The following is a 23,166-nucleotide window of genomic DNA, read 5'->3' as shown; positions in this document are numbered from 1 at the left end:
ATATATCTATTTAAGAATTTTCACATGGTTATCACAATATGAAAGTGGATGGTGATGCAACATAGACTCGATTACATTCCCAATCATAACCTCTTCTGATGCTAAGCTGCCCATCTTTCTGACAAGTGCAGGACACTGGGATCATCAAAGCCCCACTTCTCGTCCTCAAGGGTTCTATCACTACCAGTGGCTTCAGGTCATCTCTGGTGAGGGGATCCTCAGATTAGAGGGACACACTTATCATGTCACCCATGGACAAGGCATTTGCTTGTACCCTCATATTCCCCATCACTATCAAGCGATCTCAGCAGCTTGGGAATTGAACTTTATTTCTTTTGACGGCAGCCTTTGCAACAACCTTTTACACCAAGCAGGTATTCATCAATCGGGCGTTTATTCACTTACTGATAGTAAGGCAACAATGGCACATTTAACTCATTTACTGACCATTGCTAACTCTGAACGGCCTTATGTCAGTGTAGAATGTTCCAAAGTCTTATATACCCTTTTACTTGATTTAACTAAATATGTATATACAAGCAATGATACCTCTCAACAAAATGTTCTTCGTTTGCAACCTATCATGCAATATATGAAAGAGAACTGTCATCAGTCGATTACGATTGATCAGATTGCAACATTCGCGGGCATTTCGCCACAATATCTTTGCTACCTATTCAAAAAAACATTACAGATTCGTCCCATGGAATATATCAATCGGGAACGGATTACGAGAAGTAAACAGCTTATGCTCCTGAACCCATCTACAAAAATGCAACTTATCGCCAAAGAAGCCGGTTATGAGCATCCCAGTTATTTCTGTACTGTTTTTAAGCGGTTAGAGGGAATGACCCCTGAGCAGTTCAAGAAATCTCATGGATTACACTCATCATGATCATGATCTTTCAACAACGGCTTGTAAACAAACAAGGAACCATCCTTAAATAGGATGACTCCTTGTACTATTTCAAAAATTATGAGGTGCTTGTGTTACAAATAAACACGCTTATTTTCTTTTCCTGATTGGTAAATTCCAGCGACCATTTCCTGCGTCTTGAGTGCTTCCTTACCGTCGATATAAGGAACCTTCCCATTCTGAAGCGCTTCATAGTAATCACGGATTTGTTTCATATGACTGACGCCCCAGTATATTTTCACGCCTTCTCCATAATCGACCACTTCGTTAGGATCCTTATCCCTCGAAATCTCGGTTCCATCGTTATATTTAATAGTCGCCTTTTCTGCAACCATTTTAGCTATACCCTTCACACAATGAACCTCAATCTCTACAGGAGCATCGTAGCTGTAGTAATTGATAGCGAAGAAGCCACCAAATATACCGTTATTAAATTTGATTACACCTTCAACACTATCTTCCACTTCGATAATTTCATGTGCACGATTACCAATCTGAGCATCGACATATTCGATTTCCTCACCGACGAACCAACGCATCAGATCCATCGTATGAATGGCTTGATCAATTAAGACGCCGCCGCCTTCTTTCTCCCAAGTCCCTTTCCAATCGCTTTTACTATAATACTCATCCGAACGATTCCATGTCACTGAACATTTAGCCCCAAGGACTTGACCAAGACTACCGTCCAGAATAGCATCTTTAATCAATTGAGAACCTGGGTTATAGCGATTTTGAAAAATAACCCCTAGTGTGACCCCATTACTCTCACAGATATCCACCATGTTACGCGCATCTTCCGTACTTATACTCATTGGCTTCTCGGTCAGGATATGTTTCCCTTTGCTCGCCGCGTAAGCCGTCATAGGTGCATGTAAATAATGTGGTGTACAGATATGAACAACATCAATATCTTCTTTATCCAACATTTCTTCATAACTAGTATAGAAATTACAATTATATTTCTCTGCCGCCTGTTTCGCCCGATCTTCCTTGTTATCACATACAGCCACTAGTTCTGCAACACCAGATAATTGAATAGAACTCGCATGCATAGGGAAAATGTTACCGCAACCAATTATACCTACTTTAAATTTACTCATATGCTGAATCTCTCCTTAGTATCGTTGTTAGTAACTCATGATCATACAATTAGGTTAAGAATCATTTTATGCCTGTACTGCTTCTAACCAAGCCTTTGTGATCAACGAGTGACCCGCCGGTGTTGGATGTACGCTGTCTTCAGCCCAATACGCTGGATCAATCTGTGTACTTGCTGAGGTGAACAACCCATCTAGTGGAACATAAAGAGTTTGGAATTCACGTGCTAACTCACGAATCGCCTGGATCTTGGGATCCAGATCTTCTCTCCAAGTCTTGCGATCTTCTGGAACAGGTAAACAAAATGGCTCCACCAAGATTGTTCAACCGAAGTCGCATCATTATCACCATATCGACACCATACATCGTTGATCCCTATATATAGAGATACCCAAGTTGGATTTAACTGTAAACAATCTTCTTCCCATCTATGATTGAGATCCATGACGCGGTTCCCATTTACTCCACGATTAATAAAGTGAATGTTCTTTTCTGGATATTTACGGCCTATTTCAGCAGCGACCAGAAGAGCATTAACCGGAGCCTAGACTCGCTGTGTTAGAATAATCTCTCCCACAATCCGTAATACTATCTCCTTGAAAAAGAATAGTTGCATTATTCTCAATTTCATTCATCTTCATCCCAACTCCCTCATCATTATGTATGCATTAAGACTCCTATTCTATTCTACTCTATCTAAACTGTCTATAAAAGTAGTCCTTGTTGAAAGTGAAATATTACAAATCTTTATCCATACAAAAAAGGCCCATTGAGCAAATCCAATAGGCCACATATACATTATCTATTTAAGCAAACGAAGGTTTGTGGTCATTTACAGTTCCACTAAGCACTTTCACATATTCTTTATCGCTGCCTTCGACAGAAGGACCAACGAATAGTGCATTTCCTTTGAATTTACGAACGCTAGCACTCATTCGATTCGCTCGGGATGACGATCTTCCTCTAGTTATAGATACACTTTTAATTGTTTCATCCTTCGCTACCCAAGGTCCTTTGGCGGGTAATTGTTGATGAGCTTGACGAAAGTTGTCGTTATTATTCATTTGGATTCCCCTCCAACTAAATGCCTTATGGTACGAAGCAATTCATCATTATATAAGACGATATCTTCAAGATTACCCTCCGGTATCATTTCCACACCTGAAATGTGTACGGAGAGTACATGCTCTCTCCCTAAAGGATAGCACAGCACATATACGTCCGCAACTTCCTTGCGCTTGAAGAACGTCCACTTACCACTATTATATACATCAAGGACGTAAATCGGTTGTGACATTTCATCCAATTCTTGAACATTGAATGGATAAAATTTACCTCTCCCTACATTGCCACCTACTTGTCGAATCCCATCATTACCGTTCTTCTGCCAGAAGGCTGCTCCTGTGACTCTGCAATTGACTGGAGAGATGAACGAATTACGAACGGCTTCACTTAATGCATGATATTTCTGATCTTCTGAGACTGTTACATTTCGATTGAACTCCCAGAAAAAATGAAGAATACTCTGCTTCCTTTGTAATTCCTCCTCCTTCTTCTTAAGGAGCACATATGGATCCACATAATGCTTCTCACGTTCTATGATATCTAATATTTTTATACAAGCTGCGGTAACCGCTGCTTCATAATTACGATCATTTCGCAATTCATATTCCAAAATTGTTAAACCTGCAAGATCTGAGAGCAAATGAAATTCAGCAACATTAACGCCAGCAACTAAATCATCTCTTTGGGTTACTTCTTGTGGAACAATACAAAAGACACGGTTCCTTCTTAGTTTTCCCCAGAATAGTCCCATTTCAAAAATGGTGTTATCTCTTGTGATAAAAACATGTTTACCGCGAATAAGGGCAACGTCATCTGGGGAAAATACAAATATTCCATAATCACTTTGATCTAAAATACGTTCTAAGGATTCCATCGTATACTCATTGGCACCAAATGTTCCTGCAAACCACGGAGTAACTTGGACCAATCTACCGATTTGAGATTGAATTGCACTAGCATATCTAATCGATTCTCTTGCGGATCCAATGAATAAATTCGGCTTTATACTTATGGTAGTAGACAACGGCATGTTCTCCTTTATGAGGAATTCTAGAAAGTCACTATCACCCATTATACATTATTACCATTTTTTAGGGAAGTTTGTACTAGAAAGGTTTTTTCTTTTGTTTATGTATTACCCCAAATTCCAATTATGATGACATTAATAAAAATAGAGCCTGTCTACTCGCTCCAATTCGAGTTATGACTGGCTCTATTCTTCATTCCCAAACTAACAAGCCCACAATAAGGTTACTCTCCTCACACTAATAAGGGTCAGCCGAATGTCCCTTGTTCTCTGCTTCTTGAACCCCTTCGTTGGTATGGGTAGCCCCCATAGGTCTGCCCATTTCAGAGCGGGGTTCACTTCCCTTATTCCCCTCACCTCTATGCCCTAATCCCTCTGATACCCTGCGACCATAATCCACATCACACTTCGTGAATAAATCCACCATGCCTTGTTGAATATGTTGTGGCGCTGGTTTCAATGTATTTACGAGATTGAGAATAAGATCGTCTCGTTCCCAGTCTTCAAATTTTCGATATTGTTCACCCGCATATTTGAAATCATTTGTACGTTCAATGACTTGCCGCACTAAATTTCCGTCTACATGAGGTGTGTGCTCCTTACCTGTCTTCGTCGCTTCATGTAAGCCACCTAATGAGGATGGCTCATAGTTAATATGAGGATTCTGTCCTGGCGCTTTATCTACACGATAAGCCATTTGTCCACCCCGTTGGTTCGTAGCAACATGTTTTTTCGGTGCATTAATGGGCAATTGTAAGTAATTCGGCCCCACCCGGTATCTCTGCGTATCCGAATACGAAAGTGTACGACCTTGGAGCATTTTATCATCCGAGAAATCGAGTCCATCCACAAGAACTCCAGTACCGAAGGCTGCTTGTTCCACTTCAGTAAAGTAATCCTCCGGATTCCGGTTCAGAACCATCCGTCCGACTGGGAGAAATGGAAAGGCGTCTGTAGGCCACAACTTCGTATCATCTAGTGGATCGAAATCAAGTTCTGGATGCTCATCATCACTCATGATTTGGACACAAAGTTCCCATTCCGGGAAATTACCAGACTTAATTGCTTCATATAAATCTTGCGTGGCATGATTGAAATTCTTACCTTGAACTTCTTCAGCTTCTTGCTGTGTTAAATTCTTGATCCCTTGTTTAGGTTCCCAATGGTATTTCACCAGAACGGCTTCACCCTCTGCATTGACCCATTTATATGTATTCACTCCTGAGCCTTGCATTTGGCGGAAATTAGCTGGAATTCCCCAAGGCGAGAATAAGAATGTAATCATCATCATGGCTTCAGGTGTATTCATAATGAAATCGAATATACGTACCCCATCTTGAATGTTCGTCACGGGATCGGGTTTAAAAGCATGAATAAGATCCGGAAACTTGATCGCATCCCTGATAAAGAACACTTTCAAGTTGTTACCCACGAGATCCCAGTTGCCCTCATCCGTATAAAATTTAACCGCGAATCCTCTAGGATCACGTAACGTTTCAGGAGAGTGACTGCCATGTGTAACAGTGGAGAAACGGACGAACACAGGTGTCTGCTTCCCCTTCTCTTGAAAAAGATTGGCCCGGGTATACTTTGATATCGACTCATTACCCACGGATCCGTAAGCCTCAAAAAAGCCATGAGCACCTGCACCACGTGCATGAACTACCCTTTCAGGAATTCGTTCTCGGTCAAAATGAGTAATCTTCTCAATATAATGATAGTTCTCAAGTGTCGTAGGACCCCGACTACCCACCGTCCGCATACTCTGATTATTATGAATGGGATGTCCCTGACGGTCTGTAAGTGTGGTATCTTCTTCACCCGAGGCCATACGCTGATCCCTCGAGCTTCCCACATCTTGAATTGACATACCTAATGTCTCATGATTCTGCTTACCACTTCCATGTGTTTCCTCATTACTCACTTAGTATAACCTCCCTCAAATGTCATAATTATCATGCTTCCCAAGTCCACATAAATTATCCTTATGATTGAACTAATCATGGTGATATTCTGGGAAAGGAAGGATGACAATTGGACAGATAGGTGGTTATAGAGTGTATGCAGCAGCCAATTCAATAGGGTATAATAAATGCCAACATATCATCTATGAGGAGCTGATTACATATGCAAATTCAAATCACACCGTTAGCTGAACAGAAATTAAGAGAAGCACTTGGAGATCGTCCAGGTTACTTCAAGCTTTTTTATGATACAGTAGATTGTGGTTGTGACGGAATAACGGTATTACTGATTAGAAGCCAACCTGACACTGGGGATATCCAAATTGATGCTGGAACGCTTCCGTTTCTTATTAATCCTCAACAAGAAATATTTTATGAAGAGTTAATGTTACTTGATGTGGAAGCGAATTACCCTTCTTTTAAGTTATCCAGTCATTCGACAATATACAGTAGTAATGTTAAGACTCGAGATATCCGCGAAGAAGAGTAACTAGGATTAAAAAGATTAAATAAATTGGAAAATCGGCTTCTCCGAAATAAAGTGAACTGGAATGTTAGGATATTGCTCCTGAATCCAGTTCGCCATATATTTCATACCAGCCCCTTCACTCTCTGCATGCCCTAGAACCATTAGGGCTTTATTCTTTTTCTGAAATATGGCATCTCTAACATACTCTGGTGTCTCCCATTCGGGTCCTTCTCCATATATGATTAAATCGAGATTCTCTCGTTCGTACAAGGTAATAGCTTGTTCGCCTCCACCTCGATTACCTACCAACAATCCAATACGACGAACGGGCATATCCATATGTCCAACAATACGCACATGTGGAATATTCAGTTGTTGTTTCACATGATTAACAATTTCAAGAACCGTGTGTTCAGATGAAAGATCAAGGATCGTGGCGTATGGCATATGTTTTTTTACCAAACCCGTCCATTCTAATTCTTGTATTAAACCTAGCATAATACCATCAGGTTGATAACGATGAATGGTATCATGACAACGAAAGATAGCCATTCCACTCTCTTTAATTACTCGTTGTTTCTCTAGAATCACCGGTTCCTCTGCTGATAGCTCCTTATTGCCGAAATGGCTATAGAATAAGCCTTCATGTGTAATTAGCAGATTTACACCTAAAGCACTCGCTTTTTCAATGACATACTGACTTGCTATAAATGCTGTTGCAATACTGCTCACAGGTGTTTCTAATTCACCACAACATAGAACGTCCACGCCTGTCGCTACATTGCCCGCTGGCTCTTTCAACGCTTGTAGTACCTCTTGGATGCTGATAGTCATATCTATACCTCCGCTTCAATATACAATCAGATTAATTAAATCAGATTCTACTTACCCAATGTACCAACTTCATCCTATCATGTCCCAAGTAGAACTCACCATTGCCAAATCCATCTGATATTTACCCAAATCGATATTATATAAGATGCACAAAAAGGAGGATATCCTTCTCCATCATAATGGATTGAGGTTATCCTCTTGCTAATACTTTTTCAAACAGTGTCTCTCAACGCTCACAACTTACTGATACAAGAACCAGACAATCAATGGAGCCACAACTGAGCCTGCGATCGCGCAAACAGTCATCGCTACCGAACTCATCGAAACGGATTCCTCACCGTACTCTAGCGCCTTCGCAGTACCTAGCGCATGCGATGCCGTTCCGAGACCAATACCAATTCCAACTTGACCTTTTATTCTGAAAAGTTTTAGAATATAGGGTCCACCGATGGCTCCAGTAAAGCCTGCAATCATCACAAATATGGAAGTGAGTGACATGTCTCCACCTACGTTACTTGATATTTGAATCGCTACCGCTGTAGTAATGGATTTAGGTAGTAAGGAAAGAAGGTATAGCTTAGAGAATCCTAAGACCATCGCCATAAATAGCCCGCTCAACATCCCTACGAGCAACCCCGTAATTGTTCCTCCTAAGATAGCAGTAAGATTGCGACGAAGCACATAGCGTTGCTTATATAAAGGGTAAGCTAATGAGACAACAGCTGGACCCAGTAGTTGGTTAATCCATTGACCCCCAATCATATACTTGTCATAAGGAATCTGAAAGCATAGAAGTAGAATAACAACAACCGAAGTAGCCGTAAGCACAGGCATGAGAACGGGAATGTGAAAACGTCTGTAAATCATGGACATCACGATATAAATACATACTGTAACTAATATAATGACTACTGCTAATAGAACCGTCATTTCACTCCCCCCCCATCACTGCTCTCACTTATAACCTCTCTATCGTTCTTCCTCCACCCTGCCAGCCATTGACTTGAGTGTGCCGCTACTCCAATGGTCAATACTGAACTTAGAATGATTACACCGATCAATAATAATCCTCTTCCACTAAATATATCTAGGTGATTCATAATGCCTGCTGTCGAAGGAATAAAAAATAACGGAAGATATGATAAAATGGTATTCGAGCCATGCTCGACCCACCTTACAGGCACTATTTTGCATAGAAGCAACACAAAAAGTAACAGTAACCCTACAATACTTCCGGGGATAGGGAGATGAAATAGCTCTTGTAGATAATTACCCACCACATAAAACAAATATAACAATACGACCTGAACGATGATTCGAATGATTTTCATGATGTTATAGCCCCTTCATTGATTAAACTTATTCTTTATGAAAAAAAATAAATCGAACTCTAATAGATTAACAGAGTTTTCATAGTTTTTTCAATCGATTTTATGAAATGGTCTGAATTTACATCATCAAATCAATAAAAAAGGACATTTTGGTTATCGTAAGGGTTAAATAACTGCAAATCTTTGATATAATCAATTCAATCACACGTTATTACAAACACAGATTAAAGATATAGAAGAAGGGGACGTTAACATTGTCAAATATCATTAAGACTTTAACCATTGCCGGAAGTGACTCCAGTGGAGGCGCTGGCATACAAGCCGATTTAAAAACTTTTGAGGAATATGGCACTTATGGTTTCAGTGCTTTGACAACTATTGTCACTATGGATCCTGATAATGGCTGGCACCACAATGTATATCCAATAGATGCTTCTGTTGTTGCAGAGCAGTTGAAAACGATCTTCGCAGGCGGACCAATGCATGCTATGAAAACGGGTATGCTAGGTAGCGTGGAGATTGTGCGTGTAGCAGAACAAGCCATTAAAAATAATAACCAGACTAATGTTGTCATTGATCCGGTCATGGTATGTAAAGGCGAAAACGAAGTGTTGAACCCCGAGAGCGCTCATGCGATCCGTGATTTATTACTACCTCTAGCGACTGTGGTAACACCAAATCTATTTGAAGCAGGTGTATTGTCGGGTCTTGGCAAGCTTACTTCAATTGAAGATATGAAAGAAGCTGCTCGTCTTATTCACGACTTAGGAGCACAGAATGTCGTCGTTAAAGGTGGTAAATCGTTGGATGGTGATCAAGCTGTAGATGTTTTCTTCAACGGCACTGAATATACCGTGTTTACAGCAGACAAAATTGAACCTGCAACAAATCATGGGGCAGGCTGTACCTTTGCCGCAGCAATAGCTGGAGGCCTCGCTACTGGTCTATCGGTTGACGATGCAGTGGCGAAAGCGAAAGACTTCGTCTTGGCTGCCATTCGAAATGGTTATGCATTTAACGAATATGTAGGTCCAGTATTTCATGGTGGCTACCGCTTAGGGAAATAAAGCACAGTTGGAGAATTTAACAATGTGATGGGAACATGATCGTTGTTGACATTATCCATATATAACATAGAGAATGGCAGTCCAGAAGGTGAGCATACTTTCTGGACTGCCATTCTCTATTTGTAGGTGCTAGACCGGCTGAATTCAATATTCGATGCGAGTGCATAACCCATCTTCAAGTTACAACATGACGGGTAGTATCAAAAGAACTATCATGCAAGGGATGGCTATACTCATTAGAATAGCATCAGAACGACCGAACCGTAGACGGAAACCAAATGACGGCTTTCGCTTAGTGTAGCCAAAGCCCCGTGCTTCAAGGGCGTCAGCCATTTGCTCCGCTAATCGAAGAATTGAACGAACGTATGGGATGATGACTGATCTAATCATTCTGATCGGTACCGATCGAAGTGGCGTTACTGCCTTTCCCCGTGCATGAGCGAGCTTCGCATACCTCTCCCATTCCCCCGTTAACAGAGGAATAAACCGAAAAATAAGTGTGACAAGTAACGCAAACGAATATATAGGCACCTTTATACGGCTTAACCATCCAAATGTCTGCTCCAACGCGCGCTGCAACCTTAGTGGCGTCATTAACTTCAGCATGGGCATGCCCAGTAACATGACGAGTAATAGCTTGCTTAGACGGAGCGTCGTCGGGAGGGTCTTCTCCCAATCCATTTCTAATGGTTGAAAGGATATACCGGAGAAACCTGATAAAACGATAATGAGAATAATATAAGCACGAATGACTTTAATCCATGGTTGAACCAACGCTCGAAAGGGTATGGTTAGGGCTATAATAATTACCGCCGCAATCGCCAACTGAAGGAAGTTCTGTTGCGCTAACACACCTGCCGTAAGCAACAAATACATTACGATGAGCGCTCTTGGATCAAAGTGTTCAGCACGTTGTTGCTCATTCGCGAGAGGTGGTGGTGAGAAGACTGACTTGTCGAAACTAGACGGCTGTAGTTCATCTTCGGTTGACGCAACCGCTGCATTCATGGCTGCGGTTGGATGCCTGCGCTCGCTCGCTGACTTCGCGAGCTCAATGGCCAGTGCCGCGGCAACCTCACGCGGCTCCGGCCACGGCGGCGCACTGCCTGTCCGCTGCGCGACAGTCTGCGGGGACCCGCCCGCTGTCGCCGCGTCGCATAGCTCCGACAGCGCGCGAAGCGCCTGTGGCGCCGCAGCCTTGTGGGCTATCGCCGCTGAAGGCGCCGCTTCGCGGACAACGCCACCGCTGACGACGAGGACCGCGTCCGCGAGTGGCATTAGCGCATCGAGGTCGTGCGTTGCAACGACCACGCCGCGCCCCGCTGCCCTGTGCGCCTTAAGTACGGCGCACAAGCTGCTTATCCCGGCGGCATCCAGCCCCGCCGTCGGTTCATCCAGCAGCAGCCAATCTGGCTCGCATGCTAGCAAGCAAGCGAGCGATAACCTACGTTGTTGGCCGCCACTAAGCGTCCAAGGGTCGCGTGCAAGCAGCTCCTTCTCGAGACCGACCTTAGCGAGTGCCTCTTCCATTCGCATCTCAGCCGTATCCATCTGAATCCGATACGGCTTCAAGGAATACAGCATCTCTTCTCGAACGGTCGATGCGAACCATTGGGCTTCGGAATGTTGCATGGAAATGCCCAGCTTTAGGGTCACATCCAGATTAAGCTTAAGCTTAGCTTTACGACCACGCTGTAACCATAACGAACCTTCACCCAGCTCAATGTTCCCCTCTTGCATCGTGCGGATTCCAGCCATGGTCTCAAGTAGCGTTGACTTCCCTGCTCCATTATGACCTAACAACAGGGTGATCTCCCCCCCACGAAATGGCACATTCATATCGTGTAGCAGTACTCGCTTATCTGCTCCTTCAGCACATACCGTTACACCTTGAAGCTTCCAATCAGCGCTCATATAGTTTCACCGCCTCAGCAAGCATATCGGCAGTATACGGAAACGGTCGCAATCGAAAACCCAGCTGTTCCAACTCCCATGCCACTCGAGCCGAATACGGAGCTTCGAAACCAAGCTGTTCACATACGCTCTCTGAATTGCCATTGAACGAACGTGTAAACCATCCATCAGCAAGTCCATCATAAACAATCCTGCCCTCATTCATAGCAACAATCCGATCACCTTGCCGCAGTTCTTCCAGCTTTTGCGTGATCCAAATGACGGTCACTCCGCCCTTATGAATAGATCGAACCCGCTCAAGTACAATCTCAGCAGTCTCTGGATCAAGCATGGACGTTACTTCATCAAGCACGAGCAGCGGAGAATGTACCGCAAGACAACCCGCAATCGCAACCAGTTGCTTCTGCCCACCTGACAATGTTTCGATGGGTTGGTGCATTCGTTCACCCATACCGACTTGACGAAGTGCTTGTTCAGCCAAGGATACGATGTGACTCGCTTCTATTTCATTTTGCTCTAGCATGAGAACTACATCTTCCCAAGGTGTAGCTCCCACCATCGCTGCCTCAGGTTGTTGCATCACCATAGGAATTCGATTTCCGTATGCGGTAGTTTCTGCTCGGCGATCTATTTTTCCCGTTACACCTGTCGTCCATAAACCTGCGATCACCTTTGCCAACGTGCTCTTCCCGCTCCCGTTACGTCCTAAGAGCGTTATAAATTGTCCTTTATCGATACGAATACTTACATCATTCAAAATAGGCAGTACCTGCTGCCCTTCACCCCATAGGGTTGGCCTAACTGTTACCTGTTGTAATTCTAACAAACCATTCTCTTTCACCAAATTTCATCCGACCTCTTCCCGTGAACCATGGACTATGCTACAATTCAAATTGTTAACCAATTAAATATATATGGTTAACGATCATATTGCAATGAAATATAAAGGAGCTAACTCATTGTGCATACCCAGTCCAACAACACCATCCGGTCACTCGTATTTATCGCTTTATTCGCAGCCCTCTTTATTGTGATGAGCACGATCTCCATTCGATTAGGGGGTGGATTTGTACCATTCACGCTACAGACGTTTGCTGTTTTGTTATCGGGTCTCTTCCTTACTCCTCGCAATGCTTTTCTTAGCATCTTCATGGTCATCGTACTCAGCGCATTAGGTTTACCTCTATTTAGTGGTCAAGGCGGTTGGGCAACCTTAACTGGCTATACAGGTGGTTTTATATTCGCCTTTCCATTCTGCGCACTACTCGTTAGCCTTGTAACTGATCGATTGTTATCCAGCAAGAATATCCATAGGAATAAGGTCATCGCCTTCATATCATTCTTTATAATATTTGAACTATTCAGCTCATGGCTTGCTTATGTACCAGGTATTCCATGGTTTATGCACGTATTGAATATGTCATTGCAGAAAGCTTTGGTTACAGGTTGCTATCCGTTTCTAATTGGTGACGCGCTCAAATCGTTCATCGGAGCTATATTGGCAGTCTCCCTAACACCTTACATTGCCCATATTCGCACATCAACCGCTACCAAACGCAAGGAAAAAGCTATGTTTACCTAATAGGAAAAGCTAACAAAATCCGCAAATTGTCGCGTGATTCGTGTGTCATATTGACCCCACATCTAAAAGTTTCATAGATAAAAGCCGATATAAGTATTAAATAAGTAGGAAGGTGATTACTATAGCGACTTCAGCAATCAATGCAACGAACTCATTCGAATTATCACAGAAAAGATATGCGGATTCGATTAAAAACTATGTCACGAATTGGACCCAAAACTCAACATCGGCTATTTCATTTAGCAACGTACTTCAAGACGCAAGAAACGGATTAACCGAGGTTAGAAGTGACTCAGGTCATATTCAGATCCAACCCCTCGACACAACGTTATCGTCCGGAAGTATATCCATCCCTTTTCAAGCAAATAGCACGAGCTCAATGCCAGTCTCTAGTACAAGCAATTCGAGCTCTGTCACCCAGTCGAATACAACATCCAACTCTACTAGTAGCACAGAAGATTCCGTAACACAGAATACAGATCTTAAAGATCAAGCAACTGCTGTAACTAAAGTGGGAACTAGCACCAAAAATAATGCTATTACAGAAACCAATCTTTATTCCTACCTTACGGGAGAAAAGTCTCCTAGCAAGGAGGACAAGGTTAAAGTGGACTCGATTCTAAATCGCCTGTCTACACTAACCTCAACCCAAGGCAATTCGTTTACGCCGTCCAATATACTTTCGAGCCTTCAAGGTATAACAGGCAGTGCAGGATTAAGTGATAATTCACTATCCACTTTAACTGCTTTAAATTCGGGAGTGAGTGGCAATTCGCTATCCTCATTAGCTGCCTTAAATGGAGAGTCCTCCATACAGGCCCTTCTTAAATCAGTCTATGGAAATTCTGCATATAATAACTCTTTGAACCTTTAATGTCAGTTAGATTACTTCATGATGGGTCTTGAGACAAAAAGAAGCATGTCATTAAAATGACATGCTTCTTTTTCGTTAAATCCGTATTCAATATCCGTATTCAATATTACTCGATATGAAATTGAAATGATCTGAAATCAAACTGACTACCCGGAAGAAAGACGAATGTAACGGTTTGTAGTCCTTTGACTTGTTCGATCACATATTCGCGTTCGCAGTATCCTTCAGAGAAGCTGAATTCAACTAATTGTTTACTATCACCCTGCTCACCATTAAACAGGACATGGATCGTGTTATGGTCAATAGGTGAATGCCCTTCAATTACCAACTTGCGCGTACCTTCTTCACCGAAATCCATATCCTCAAAGACTAGTGAGACATTGTTTCCTATCTGCTCAATAGCATCTGAAGTAATGGTGAAGGAATCTCCATAGATCATATTGTTATCCAGTGTGCTTAATTGTTCAAATCCTTTTAACCGTTTCTTGAACTGAAAACCCTTGAGGTGGATTTTACTACGTAGCAAGAAATAGATTGATGTCACACCGATTAATGTCTTCGGTAACGTGTACGTTTCTTCCTGATAGGTATTCCATATGGATGGTTTGTGGTAAGAGACAACGGTTAGCTTCTCAGCATGCTCTTCTCCAGGAGCACCTTCCCAGATCTCAATATCTAATTGTAGATCATCCAAGGAGAAGATCGGAAGCGTAATTTCGTTCGAGCCATATGGGCCAAAGTCAATTCGCTCAAATCCAATAAGACTCTCGCCATCTCTGGATGAGGCCATACCCCGATCATTACCGTTCGTTAGATTATAGCTCTTATCACTATGATAAGCTGCTGATACGAATTCATATGGATGAATAAAGGCTGCACCCATATTTTGAATCTCCATTTCTAATAAGGAGTAAAGCCTAACTTTATCGGATCCGTTCTTCGTTGCACATCGAATATAGATTTTTCCATCACCTAGTGCAGTAATCGTAGCCTCATGCCCATTCGCTTGGATGGTAGCGTTATTTGATTCTACCCCGGATACATTTGTAACTCTCCATTCAACATCTTGATACGTAGCGTCACTTGGATGAATGTTGACACGAACCGAAAGAGACTTCTGCTCAGGTGAGAATTGGTTACCCTCTGGGCAAACAATCTCTAGCTTGCGTACAGGAATTTCTTCTGCCGATTGTTCCAATGCAGGATGTGATAGCAGCGCCTCATGCATAGCTGAATAACTATATAATGCTGCGGTCTCCTTAGTATCTTCACTACTATTTGAAGAAGCAACGGAAGACAGGGTAATCTTACTGTCAGGGAGTCCCTTCGAACTCGCGGTTACGACAATGGTACCTGGTTCATTCGTGCTGGCAAGGATGGCGAGTAGCTTCCCACTAAACATTCTACGATTATTTCCTTTATAAGAGTCATAATCGGTGCTATCCCCGTTATCCAAACCAATCAGACGTGCAGGCCCATCAACCGTAATATGTACACGGTTACTAGCGTTGGCTACATGGTTACCATTTACATCAAGACTTGAAATTTCAATAAAAATTAAGTCTGAGCCGTCTGCTTGCATGGTCATTTGATCCGGAGTTTGAATAATGGTCGTTGCATCACCGAAAGAACATTGACGATCCGTCGCAATGACTTGATCGTTCTCATCATAAGCAACGGCTTCTAACGTGCCTTCTGTATATGGAAGCTGCCACTCTCCAACAAGCTTCTGTCCGTGAGCGTGGTCAATGTGAAATACACCCTGTGATTGTTCATTGAAGAACAACTCAATCTTCGGAGCATTGGAACATACACGGATATCGATCATTTGACCTTCAGAGAAATCCCAATACGGGAAAATATGCACCATTGGCGCTTTCTTATAATCTGTCCATTCCGCTTGATAGATATAGTAGGAATCTTTCTTAAATCCCGCTGTATCTAATTGGCCGAAGTAAGAATTCTTGGTAGAGTATGGTGTTGGTTCTCCGATATAGTCGAAGCCGGTCCATATGAATTGACCTAACGAGAAGGTGGCATCGCGATCTGCGATAATACAACTCTCTGTACTTTTAGCTCCCCAACTTGTCGAGCTGTTACCAAGAGATGAACACTGCTCGTCATCGTCAGATAGAACGGACTGTTTTAGCGGGAAGTGATATATCCCCCTGCTCTGTACTGTAGAGGATGTTTCGCTACCGTAAATAAACCAATCTGGATGTTCTTCATGATGGCTATCATAATATTTCTCAGCATAATTATATCCAGCGAATTTCACGATATCCGCGCATTTCTGAGCATTCTCCCATGGCATATAATTCGATCCAATCGTCACAACCGCGTTCTCTCTCGGGTCATGACGTTGAACGCCAGCTAACAACTCCCTTGTTACTTCTTGTCCGCGTTCATCAGCATGTGTATCGTATATTTCATTTCCAATACTCCACATTAACATGCTTGGATGATTCCGATCTCTGCGCACCCAGCTTGCAACATCTCTCTCCCACCATTCTGGGAAGAATCGAGCATGATCGTATGGATTCTTCGGTCGTTCCCACATATCAAATCCTTCAGATACAATCAGTAGTCCCATTTCATCTGCGAGATCCATAAGCTCTACCGCGGGCATATTGTGGGCGGTCCGAATCGCATTAACTCCCATGTCTTGAAGAAGCGCCAATTGACGCTTCAACGCCACTTTATTGACGGCTGCGCCAAGACTTCCCAAGTCATGATGCTGACAGACCCCATTTAGTCTGACATGCCGTCCGTTAAGAAAGAATCCTTCTTGTGTATCAAAGGAGATCGTCCGGAAACCGAAAGTTAGTTGCTCATCATCGATTACCGTATCATTAATAATTAATTCCGTTTGTAAGGTATATAGATTCGGATCAATAATATCCCATGCCCGCGGGTTACTGACGATTAAATTAGCCGTTATCTGTCTAGCTTCCTTATCGAATGGAACCTCTGATTGTGTAACTATGATATTTTTATCATCCACAATGCTATGTCTAAGCTTGTATGTAGATGAGGAGTTCAGCGCTTCATCGATGATAATCTCTGTATCAACCTCTACATGCCAATCCTTCTCATCTCTCCTAGTCGTTACATAGATACCTTGCGGTACAATATGAGAAGTAGGGTACGTCTTCAACCATACCGAACGATAGATGCCAGCGCCAGAATACCAACGTGAATTAGGCGATTCATGAATAACATGAACATAAATCTCGTTATTCCCCTCAATCAGATAAGAAGTAATATCCATTTCATAACTAGCATAGCCATTCTTCCATGTTCCCACATCATGATCATTCACATAAAGCGTTGAATTCATGTATACGCCTTCAAAGTATAGAGTGTAGATGGTATCAGGACATATCTCCGTTAGCTCTATCGTCTTTTTATACCAACCATCGCCATCTTCATATAGATCATTTGAATTGTAAATTAACCAATCATGAGGGAGCGTTACAGCATACCCCTGATCACTTTGAGATACCGTCTCGTAACTCGTATGTAGTGGCTGTTTTGAAAAGAACCAATCGTTGTTTATTCTCTGTTTCTTACTCATGTGCTGTTGTCTCCTTTATTGACATCGTTATTGTCAACCAATAATACAACTCTAGTTGATCCTTACAGCGTATCTTATCATTGATTAAATTTCTGGGCTATAGTGGAGTTCGATCATTGAAAAAACCCGCTCAGGTGAGCGGGTCATATCAAACCTTATCGTTACCCATCTAATTACAGCTTCTGACCACAGTTCGGACAGAAATTGGATCCTTCGGTTTTGGCTCCACAGTTCGGGCAAAAGTTTGGCTTTTTGTTACCTTCCGAAGATGGTGGAGCAGCAGGGGTAGACTCCTGATGATGAGCCGGAGGCTTCGGGCTTTGCTGTTGGTTCTGATCCATATTCTTCATCATTTCTTTGGCCATGTTCATTCCCATCATCATACCCGCCATGTCCGAAGCAGCACCGCCGCCTTGTACTTTACCCGATGATATACCGTCCGTCATGCTAACCTGTTGATATTTCTGAAGGTTGCCAATCATCTCATGGGAAGCCGTCTTCGTAATCATATCTTGAACTTCTTTAGGATAGTTAAAGCTCATCACTTGAAAGCCTGTAATTGTCATCCCGTTGTCCATAATTTGCATATCCAAATCTTCGCGAATCCCATTGGCAATATCCGAAGCGTTCGCCTGTAGATTAAACATATCTTTACCTTCTCTGCTAATCCACTTCATTAACAACTGATCTAACACAGAAGTAATCCTAATCTTAATATCCTCAACTAGATAACTATTTCTCACTCCAGCAATCTTATCGATCAGCGTAACGTAGTCATTCACTTTGAAATTAAACGTACCGTTTGCACGAATAGGCATACCACCTGGAAGCTGCGGAGTCGGGATCAGAATTGGATTCTGTGTTCCCCATTTAACAGTGAATTCTTTCGTATTAACGAATAAGACTTCTACCCTCATCCCACTGTTAAAACCAAATTTAAACCCTTTTAACGTGGACAGGAATGGGATAATATCCGAATCAATGCTGAATTCCCCTTCATCTTCGAAGATCCCCTCGATCTTCCCGTTATTAACAAATACTGCGTCCTGACCGGAGCGGATGATTAACTTACTTCCTTTTTTAATTTCACGATTATTCCACTTCCAGAAGATCATATCATCTCTAAACTCTTCCCATTCCACAACGTTCGCAAATTGATTTTTGAAAAATCCCATTAATATATTCTTCCCTTCTATTTAAAATGATCCCCTGCTACCACTGTGCGAATGGCCACCACCGGTGGTCCCTCCACCGCCTCTGCCACCAGAGCCGCCGCCATTATTCTTTTCGATCTTGCGTTTCGTTGTCGTTGTTCGCGTGTACTGGTCCTGACTGTCCAGAATCCCTGAAGTACTAGCATCCTCGTAGGTCTGCCGATTTACCGTCACACGACCACCCGAACGATAAGCCATCATCGTTACGACAATTCCACCGATCCCTAGTGAAACAGCTAATTGAAACCAACCATTAAATAAAATATTGTCCGGGTTCACCCCAGGCTCAAAGCCCATATATTTATGTGCTGTTTTAATATATTTTTCAAAGGCTAGCTTATAATCATCATTCGTTAAATCCGGAGTTATCTTTTCTCGTATCTTATCAACCCGCTCGTTATCCAGGTACTCCTCAGCTTTATAGAATCCAGCTAAATAGAAATCTCTATTTCTCATGTCCATCGTCAGAATGGCTGCATTAACCTGAAGCTTATCAGATCCGGATACCTGCTCATCGTAAAAATCATCCGTCAATTTCACAACGTCCATATTTTCCTCGTTGTTAGAAGTATAAATGATAATATCCGTTTCTCTTTCGGCTCCATATTCATTAGCCATCAGATTCAACTCATGATACTCATCCTGATTCAGAAGACCCGCTTCATCATAAATGAGTGTTTTCATTTCAGCTTCAGCTACCGTTATCCTCATTGGAATTGCTAGATATACAGCTATGAAGAACAGGATAGCTAAGATCGTTCTAATCTTTCTCACCAGAATCCTCCCCCCATCATCAACGAAATCAACTTCAGGGAAAGTAAGGATACACTCGAAATGCCAGCGAACCATGCAGTCACTTTCGCCTTACTGATCGGAGGTTTACCAACAACTTTACCCGTCTGACCATTCATCGCAAACGTATGCTCCGTCTTATTATAATCGTAATGTACCATCCATACGGGAAGCAGTACATAATTCGCATGTTGTAATCTCGTATCAATTTGTTTGCTAGTGTAACTCATCGTGGTATACCCTGTTACCGCAGACTTAATATAAGAATCAATGTATGCACTCACCTTTTCTTTCGCCCGCGGGAAGAGTTCCTCGTCGTTATAACTGTATTTCTCCGCGATGTAACCTGCGAGATAAGGTGTTTTAAAAACTTTAAGCTGATCATAAGGGAAAGGCTCTAATTTATCCATTAGTTCATCATTCATTTTCTCTGCAGCATCAATCGGTAAATCCACATAGTTCAGACGAATCTTTCGGTAAACATCAAAATGCTGTGTTTCTGTAATCTGATAGTCGCCTCTTCTGTAGGTTCTGACCTTCGTACCTTGACCATGAACCTCCACATGATTATGTAATTCATATAACCAAAAAGGAACATATAACCCTGTAATCCCCTTAACTCGGTCGGCCGTCATGAACCCATTTGGTGTTAACCGACCATTCCTACACCATTTTCGAAAAGCAATCATAGCTTCTTCCTTACTAATGGAAAAAGGAATGACCATGGATGGAGCAAGCGTTCCCGTCAAACGATCGCCAAGTACAACAGCTGCACCACAGAAACTACAGACCGTTGCACTCGTCTCTGCTTCAGTCATAATGACTGCTCCGCAACTGTTACAATGATATTCTTTAACCTCATCTTCTGAAAAAACATTCTTTCCCAGAGGATCAGGAAGTTGTTCAATATTGTCTTGCCTTCCACAGCTAAGACAAGATAACATTCCTGTCTCGCTGTCAAAGACCATACCACTCCCACAGTTTGGACATTTATAATCAATAACTGACATGTATTCACCTCTATCGCAAGGAAATAACTATTCCTTATTCTTCATTTGATCTTTGATTGCTGCCAACTCATCTTCTGGATTGGAATTGAGATTAGAATTCGTCGAATCACTACTCGTATTCTTCTCCAATTGCGCAATTAAATCATCTAGATCGTCTTTCGGTTCTGCCCTTAGCTCTGCTAGAGCCATAGCTTCGTCATAAGCCCGATCAACCTTCTCTTCCATAGCATCAAATATGGAACCACTTGATCCTAAAGAATAGCTACTAGAATTCAATCGTTGCTGTGCTTTAGTAGCCGCCCATTTCTCCTTCAGTTGAGATCGCCGTTCTTCCAACTGACCCATATCAGACAAGATTTTATCCTGCATTTGTTTCATTGATAACGCCTTTGCTGAAGCAACATCGTAGGCGGCTTGTAATTGGTTATGTTTCTCTACATAGGTTGCCTTTCGCTCAAGGAACTTTAGAGCGTCCTCATCATTGCCAGCTTCCACCGCCTTCTCAGCATAACGAAGGAGCTTAGCTATCTCAGTTCGGCATTCATCGAGTACTCTCTTCGCTCTTCTCTCATCCGAGAGCACCGAAGCTGTCTCTGCTTTGATCTTACCCAAATCACTATTCAAGTTACGCATATAATCATCAATCATCTTCTCTGAATCTTCTGCTTTATCCAATAAAGCGTTCATATTACTTGCCATGATATCTTTAAATCTTGATAAGATTCCCATGATGAGCCTCCTCGACAAGAGTTACTTTACACTTATAATACATCAATTGACGACATTAGGTTTCAATCACCTTCATATCAAGACCTTTTTTGAATTTAAGGATAACCGCACAGGTACCTTCTGATGACCTGAATATGATAGAGTAAAAGGGACAATGAGGTGATTCATTGATGTCAAGTTCAGCAAAAGTCCGAAGTCGGGCCAAACAACTAAAAGGTCGACCGGTTTGCATTACTCTGCATGATGGACGTTCATATATGGGGTGGATAACTGGCATTGACAAAGAAGGGCTAACTCTCTCTGGACAACGTACACACAGAACATCCAAAAAGAACTCTCGCTCTCGTTCGAAAAAAGCCACTGTATCTGGATTAATGCCGTTATTCGGATCTCTCCTTGGAAATGCTGGCGGTCTTTCTGGTTTCGGCGGTTTTCTAGGGATGATGCAGAAAGCTGTTCCGGTTATGCAAATGGGTTATAAAATGATTAAAACGATTATGCCCCTAATGGGTGGAATCAAAGGTTTAATGGCTTAACCATAGAATGAGATTCACCTAAATTAAAAGACACCCCTCAAGGTGTCTTTTTTTTTATTAATAGTATCACCACTTCAGCAGTTCCTTAATATGAGAAGTCAGTTTATCCGCCGCTTTATTATGCGTGATTTGGGAAGGATGATAATCAGCCGCGTATCCATCCGTTTCCAACTGTACATCAAACTTCATTGCCGTGATATTGCTATCACCTGTTTCTAGTGAATATTTCTTTACCGCTTGTTCGACAAAAGGAAATAACCTGTCTCCCATGATTCCCAACGTGCATAGAATTGGAGCATGGGTATTATGACTTCTAACCAATTTTAGAAATTTAACGTACTCCTCCACATATTCCGTCTGCTTGCCAATATCATCTTTTGTGTAAGTATCATCATTCGTTCCAAGATTAATGACAATCAGATCAGGTACAAACTTATTGAAATCCCAACGTACGGATTGAGGTAGCAGCGTGTCATCAAATTTCCCTTCAGACTTACCTACCTTTTCATAGTAATCTGGCAGTAGATGCGTGGTAAGCTTTTGATCATTATCCGTGTAGCCCGTAATAATACCATATCCACTGTACGATACCACACTGTAGTCCGACTGAAGATTCTGAGCTGTTTGGTAAGCATAGGTTTTCGTAACATCTTCCGTAGCTGTGGAGAACGAATGCAGCTCATGCTCATCGTCAATCCCATAACCGCAAGTAATGGAATCGCCGATAAATTCAATTTTATGTACGCTGTCTGGTGTTGGCTTAATTCCGCCTGTAGCTTCGACTGTGATTTCTTGAATTCCGACCGTTGACATAGCTGCTTCAGATAGTTTAGTGACCCTAATTGTAACATCCTGCTCGGTATCGCTTTCAAAAACGGTGTAAGCTTTCATTGGTTGATCCACTTGATCATCAATAACCCGCGTTCCGTTTACGCTAATGCCAATCCGAGTCAGATTCTGATCTCCTGTTGCAATCGAATCACCCTTTAAGGTTATTTCGGCTCTCTTACCATAGAATGAGAAATCCACACCGCTGCCTGACAGAGCCAACCACAGTGCTTCGTTATAATAATGAGTCCGCCCGATTACTTTTACATGTTTCTCCATTGCTTTAAATACTTGAATGTTGTTTGGCATATGAGAACCTTCCTTTACGGCTACTAT

21 protein-coding genes and 1 pseudogene are annotated in these 23,166 nt (G+C 42.3%); 6 read left to right on the top strand and 16 right to left on the bottom strand.

All coding sequences use genetic code 11. The features are described from left to right. The first annotated feature begins 61 nt into the window (after nucleotides 1-61). Complete coding sequence (locus AC1D69_RS07955; RefSeq protein WP_495455694.1) at nucleotides 62-895, top strand: helix-turn-helix transcriptional regulator; 834 nt, start codon at nucleotides 62-64, stop codon at nucleotides 893-895. A gap of 95 nt (nucleotides 896-990) precedes the next feature. Here the strand turns inward: AC1D69_RS07955 and AC1D69_RS07950 are convergent, their stop codons facing one another. The 5 genes and pseudogenes from AC1D69_RS07950 to AC1D69_RS07930 all read right to left on the bottom strand — a co-directional run bounded on the left by AC1D69_RS07950 (nucleotide 991) and on the right by AC1D69_RS07930 (nucleotide 5,979). Beyond that, entirely contained in the window at nucleotides 991-2,019 is a 1,029-nt protein-coding gene (locus AC1D69_RS07950; RefSeq protein ID WP_495455591.1) for a Gfo/Idh/MocA family protein, read from the bottom strand. 66 nt (nucleotides 2,020-2,085) lie between these two features. Then, nucleotides 2,086-2,652 (bottom strand): annotated as a pseudogene (locus AC1D69_RS07945) (SGNH/GDSL hydrolase family protein). Nucleotides 2,653-2,823: 171 nt separating this feature from the next. Further along, nucleotides 2,824-3,081 (bottom strand): hypothetical protein, encoded by a 258-nt coding sequence (locus AC1D69_RS07940; protein WP_495455590.1) that lies wholly within the window; start codon nucleotides 3,079-3,081, stop codon nucleotides 2,824-2,826. Then, nucleotides 3,078-4,112 carry a TIR domain-containing protein gene (locus AC1D69_RS07935; protein ID WP_495455589.1) on the bottom strand — a complete coding sequence of 345 codons (1,035 nt, stop codon included), beginning with the start codon at nucleotides 4,110-4,112 and terminating at the stop codon, nucleotides 3,078-3,080. Before AC1D69_RS07935 ends, AC1D69_RS07940 begins: the two co-directional genes overlap by 4 nt. A 235-nt stretch (nucleotides 4,113-4,347) precedes the next feature. Next, nucleotides 4,348-5,979 carry a catalase gene (locus tag AC1D69_RS07930; protein ID WP_495455693.1) on the bottom strand — a complete coding sequence of 544 codons (1,632 nt, stop codon included), beginning with the start codon at nucleotides 5,977-5,979 and terminating at the stop codon, nucleotides 4,348-4,350. Nucleotides 5,980-6,236: 257 nt separating this feature from the next. Between AC1D69_RS07930 and AC1D69_RS07925 the strand changes: the two genes are divergently transcribed. After that, nucleotides 6,237-6,563 (top strand): iron-sulfur cluster biosynthesis family protein, encoded by a 327-nt coding sequence (locus AC1D69_RS07925; RefSeq protein WP_495455588.1) that lies wholly within the window; start codon nucleotides 6,237-6,239, stop codon nucleotides 6,561-6,563. A 15-nt stretch (nucleotides 6,564-6,578) separates the two neighbouring features. Here the strand turns inward: AC1D69_RS07925 and AC1D69_RS07920 are convergent, their stop codons facing one another. The 3 genes from AC1D69_RS07920 to AC1D69_RS07910 form a co-directional block, all read right to left on the bottom strand. Then, complete coding sequence (locus AC1D69_RS07920; RefSeq protein ID WP_495455587.1) at nucleotides 6,579-7,376, bottom strand: Nif3-like dinuclear metal center hexameric protein; 798 nt, start codon at nucleotides 7,374-7,376, stop codon at nucleotides 6,579-6,581. Between the two features lie 240 nt (nucleotides 7,377-7,616). Beyond that, nucleotides 7,617-8,306 (bottom strand): LrgB family protein, encoded by a 690-nt coding sequence (locus AC1D69_RS07915; protein ID WP_495455586.1) that lies wholly within the window; start codon nucleotides 8,304-8,306, stop codon nucleotides 7,617-7,619. Further along, the gene (locus AC1D69_RS07910) at nucleotides 8,303-8,707 is read right to left on the bottom strand and encodes a CidA/LrgA family protein (protein ID WP_495455585.1); all 405 of its coding nucleotides are present in this window, start codon (nucleotides 8,705-8,707) and stop codon (nucleotides 8,303-8,305) included. The genes AC1D69_RS07915 and AC1D69_RS07910 overlap by 4 nt, the downstream gene beginning before the upstream one ends. A gap of 254 nt (nucleotides 8,708-8,961) precedes the next feature. Here AC1D69_RS07910 and thiD point away from each other — a divergent pair, with 254 nt between their 5' ends. After that, complete coding sequence (gene thiD / locus AC1D69_RS07905; RefSeq protein WP_495455584.1) at nucleotides 8,962-9,774, top strand: bifunctional hydroxymethylpyrimidine kinase/phosphomethylpyrimidine kinase; 813 nt, start codon at nucleotides 8,962-8,964, stop codon at nucleotides 9,772-9,774. A gap of 180 nt (nucleotides 9,775-9,954) precedes the next feature. Here thiD and AC1D69_RS07900 read toward each other — a convergent pair whose 3' ends face one another. Further along, the gene (locus tag AC1D69_RS07900) at nucleotides 9,955-11,688 is read right to left on the bottom strand and encodes an ATP-binding cassette domain-containing protein (RefSeq protein ID WP_495455583.1); all 1,734 of its coding nucleotides are present in this window, start codon (nucleotides 11,686-11,688) and stop codon (nucleotides 9,955-9,957) included. Beyond that, the gene (locus AC1D69_RS07895; protein ID WP_495455582.1) at nucleotides 11,678-12,529 is read right to left on the bottom strand and encodes an ATP-binding cassette domain-containing protein; all 852 of its coding nucleotides are present in this window, start codon (nucleotides 12,527-12,529) and stop codon (nucleotides 11,678-11,680) included. The genes AC1D69_RS07900 and AC1D69_RS07895 overlap by 11 nt, the downstream gene beginning before the upstream one ends. Before the next feature lie 120 nt (nucleotides 12,530-12,649). On the opposite strand from AC1D69_RS07895, the gene AC1D69_RS07890 reads away from it, so the two are divergent. Then, entirely contained in the window at nucleotides 12,650-13,270 is a 621-nt protein-coding gene (locus tag AC1D69_RS07890; protein WP_495455581.1) for a biotin transporter BioY, read from the top strand. Nucleotides 13,271-13,382: 112 nt separating this feature from the next. After that, nucleotides 13,383-14,144 carry a hypothetical protein gene (locus AC1D69_RS07885; protein ID WP_495455580.1) on the top strand — a complete coding sequence of 254 codons (762 nt, stop codon included), beginning with the start codon at nucleotides 13,383-13,385 and terminating at the stop codon, nucleotides 14,142-14,144. 106 nt (nucleotides 14,145-14,250) lie between these two features. Here the strand turns inward: AC1D69_RS07885 and AC1D69_RS07880 are convergent, their stop codons facing one another. The 5 genes from AC1D69_RS07880 to AC1D69_RS07860 form a co-directional block, all read right to left on the bottom strand. Further along, the gene (locus AC1D69_RS07880; protein ID WP_495455579.1) at nucleotides 14,251-17,721 is read right to left on the bottom strand and encodes a glycoside hydrolase family 2 TIM barrel-domain containing protein; all 3,471 of its coding nucleotides are present in this window, start codon (nucleotides 17,719-17,721) and stop codon (nucleotides 14,251-14,253) included. Between the two features lie 173 nt (nucleotides 17,722-17,894). After that, on the bottom strand, nucleotides 17,895-18,896 hold the full coding sequence (locus AC1D69_RS07875) for an SPFH domain-containing protein (RefSeq protein WP_495455578.1): 1,002 nt from the start codon (nucleotides 18,894-18,896) through the stop codon (nucleotides 17,895-17,897). A gap of 21 nt (nucleotides 18,897-18,917) precedes the next feature. After that, the gene (locus AC1D69_RS07870; protein ID WP_495455577.1) at nucleotides 18,918-19,709 is read right to left on the bottom strand and encodes a TPM domain-containing protein; all 792 of its coding nucleotides are present in this window, start codon (nucleotides 19,707-19,709) and stop codon (nucleotides 18,918-18,920) included. Then, nucleotides 19,706-20,737 (bottom strand): TFIIB-type zinc ribbon-containing protein, encoded by a 1,032-nt coding sequence (locus AC1D69_RS07865; protein WP_495455576.1) that lies wholly within the window; start codon nucleotides 20,735-20,737, stop codon nucleotides 19,706-19,708. The genes AC1D69_RS07870 and AC1D69_RS07865 overlap by 4 nt, the downstream gene beginning before the upstream one ends. A 27-nt stretch (nucleotides 20,738-20,764) precedes the next feature. Next, entirely contained in the window at nucleotides 20,765-21,466 is a 702-nt protein-coding gene (locus AC1D69_RS07860; protein ID WP_495455575.1) for a PspA/IM30 family protein, read from the bottom strand. Nucleotides 21,467-21,636: 170 nt separating this feature from the next. Between AC1D69_RS07860 and AC1D69_RS07855 the strand changes: the two genes are divergently transcribed. Continuing rightward, nucleotides 21,637-22,002, top strand: a complete 366-nt coding sequence (locus AC1D69_RS07855; protein ID WP_495455574.1) for a hypothetical protein — start codon at nucleotides 21,637-21,639, stop codon at nucleotides 22,000-22,002. Nucleotides 22,003-22,068: 66 nt separating this feature from the next. On the opposite strand, the gene AC1D69_RS07850 is transcribed toward AC1D69_RS07855, so the two are convergent. Continuing rightward, nucleotides 22,069-23,139, bottom strand: a complete 1,071-nt coding sequence (locus AC1D69_RS07850) for an SGNH/GDSL hydrolase family protein (protein WP_495455573.1) — start codon at nucleotides 23,137-23,139, stop codon at nucleotides 22,069-22,071. Nucleotides 23,140-23,166 lie beyond the last annotated feature (27 nt).

The sequence above is a fragment of the Paenibacillus sp. Y301 genome (genome assembly GCF_059445505.1).
This window is presented reverse-complemented; position numbering and strand designations above follow the sequence as displayed.

Coding starts and splice junctions, on each gene's coding strand:
- AC1D69_RS07855 (WP_495455574.1), top strand. CDS start 21,637: ATGTCAAGTTCAGCAAAAGTCCGAAGTCGGGCCAAACAACTAAAAGGT.
- AC1D69_RS07875 (WP_495455578.1), bottom strand. CDS start 18,896: ATGGGATTTTTCAAAAATCAATTTGCGAACGTTGTGGAATGGGAAGAG.
- AC1D69_RS07880 (WP_495455579.1), bottom strand. CDS start 17,721: ATGAGTAAGAAACAGAGAATAAACAACGATTGGTTCTTTTCAAAACAG.
- AC1D69_RS07930 (WP_495455693.1), bottom strand. CDS start 5,979: ATGTCAATTCAAGATGTGGGAAGCTCGAGGGATCAGCGTATGGCCTCG.
- AC1D69_RS07950 (WP_495455591.1), bottom strand. CDS start 2,019: ATGAGTAAATTTAAAGTAGGTATAATTGGTTGCGGTAACATTTTCCCT.
- AC1D69_RS07935 (WP_495455589.1), bottom strand. CDS start 4,112: ATGCCGTTGTCTACTACCATAAGTATAAAGCCGAATTTATTCATTGGA.
- AC1D69_RS07860 (WP_495455575.1), bottom strand. CDS start 21,466: ATGGGAATCTTATCAAGATTTAAAGATATCATGGCAAGTAATATGAAC.
- AC1D69_RS07920 (WP_495455587.1), bottom strand. CDS start 7,376: ATGACTATCAGCATCCAAGAGGTACTACAAGCGTTGAAAGAGCCAGCG.
- AC1D69_RS07865 (WP_495455576.1), bottom strand. CDS start 20,737: ATGTCAGTTATTGATTATAAATGTCCAAACTGTGGGAGTGGTATGGTC.
- AC1D69_RS07910 (WP_495455585.1), bottom strand. CDS start 8,707: ATGAAAATCATTCGAATCATCGTTCAGGTCGTATTGTTATATTTGTTT.
- AC1D69_RS07940 (WP_495455590.1), bottom strand. CDS start 3,081: ATGAATAATAACGACAACTTTCGTCAAGCTCATCAACAATTACCCGCC.
- AC1D69_RS07915 (WP_495455586.1), bottom strand. CDS start 8,306: ATGACGGTTCTATTAGCAGTAGTCATTATATTAGTTACAGTATGTATT.
- AC1D69_RS07850 (WP_495455573.1), bottom strand. CDS start 23,139: ATGCCAAACAACATTCAAGTATTTAAAGCAATGGAGAAACATGTAAAA.
- AC1D69_RS07925 (WP_495455588.1), top strand. CDS start 6,237: ATGCAAATTCAAATCACACCGTTAGCTGAACAGAAATTAAGAGAAGCA.
- AC1D69_RS07900 (WP_495455583.1), bottom strand. CDS start 11,688: ATGAGCGCTGATTGGAAGCTTCAAGGTGTAACGGTATGTGCTGAAGGA.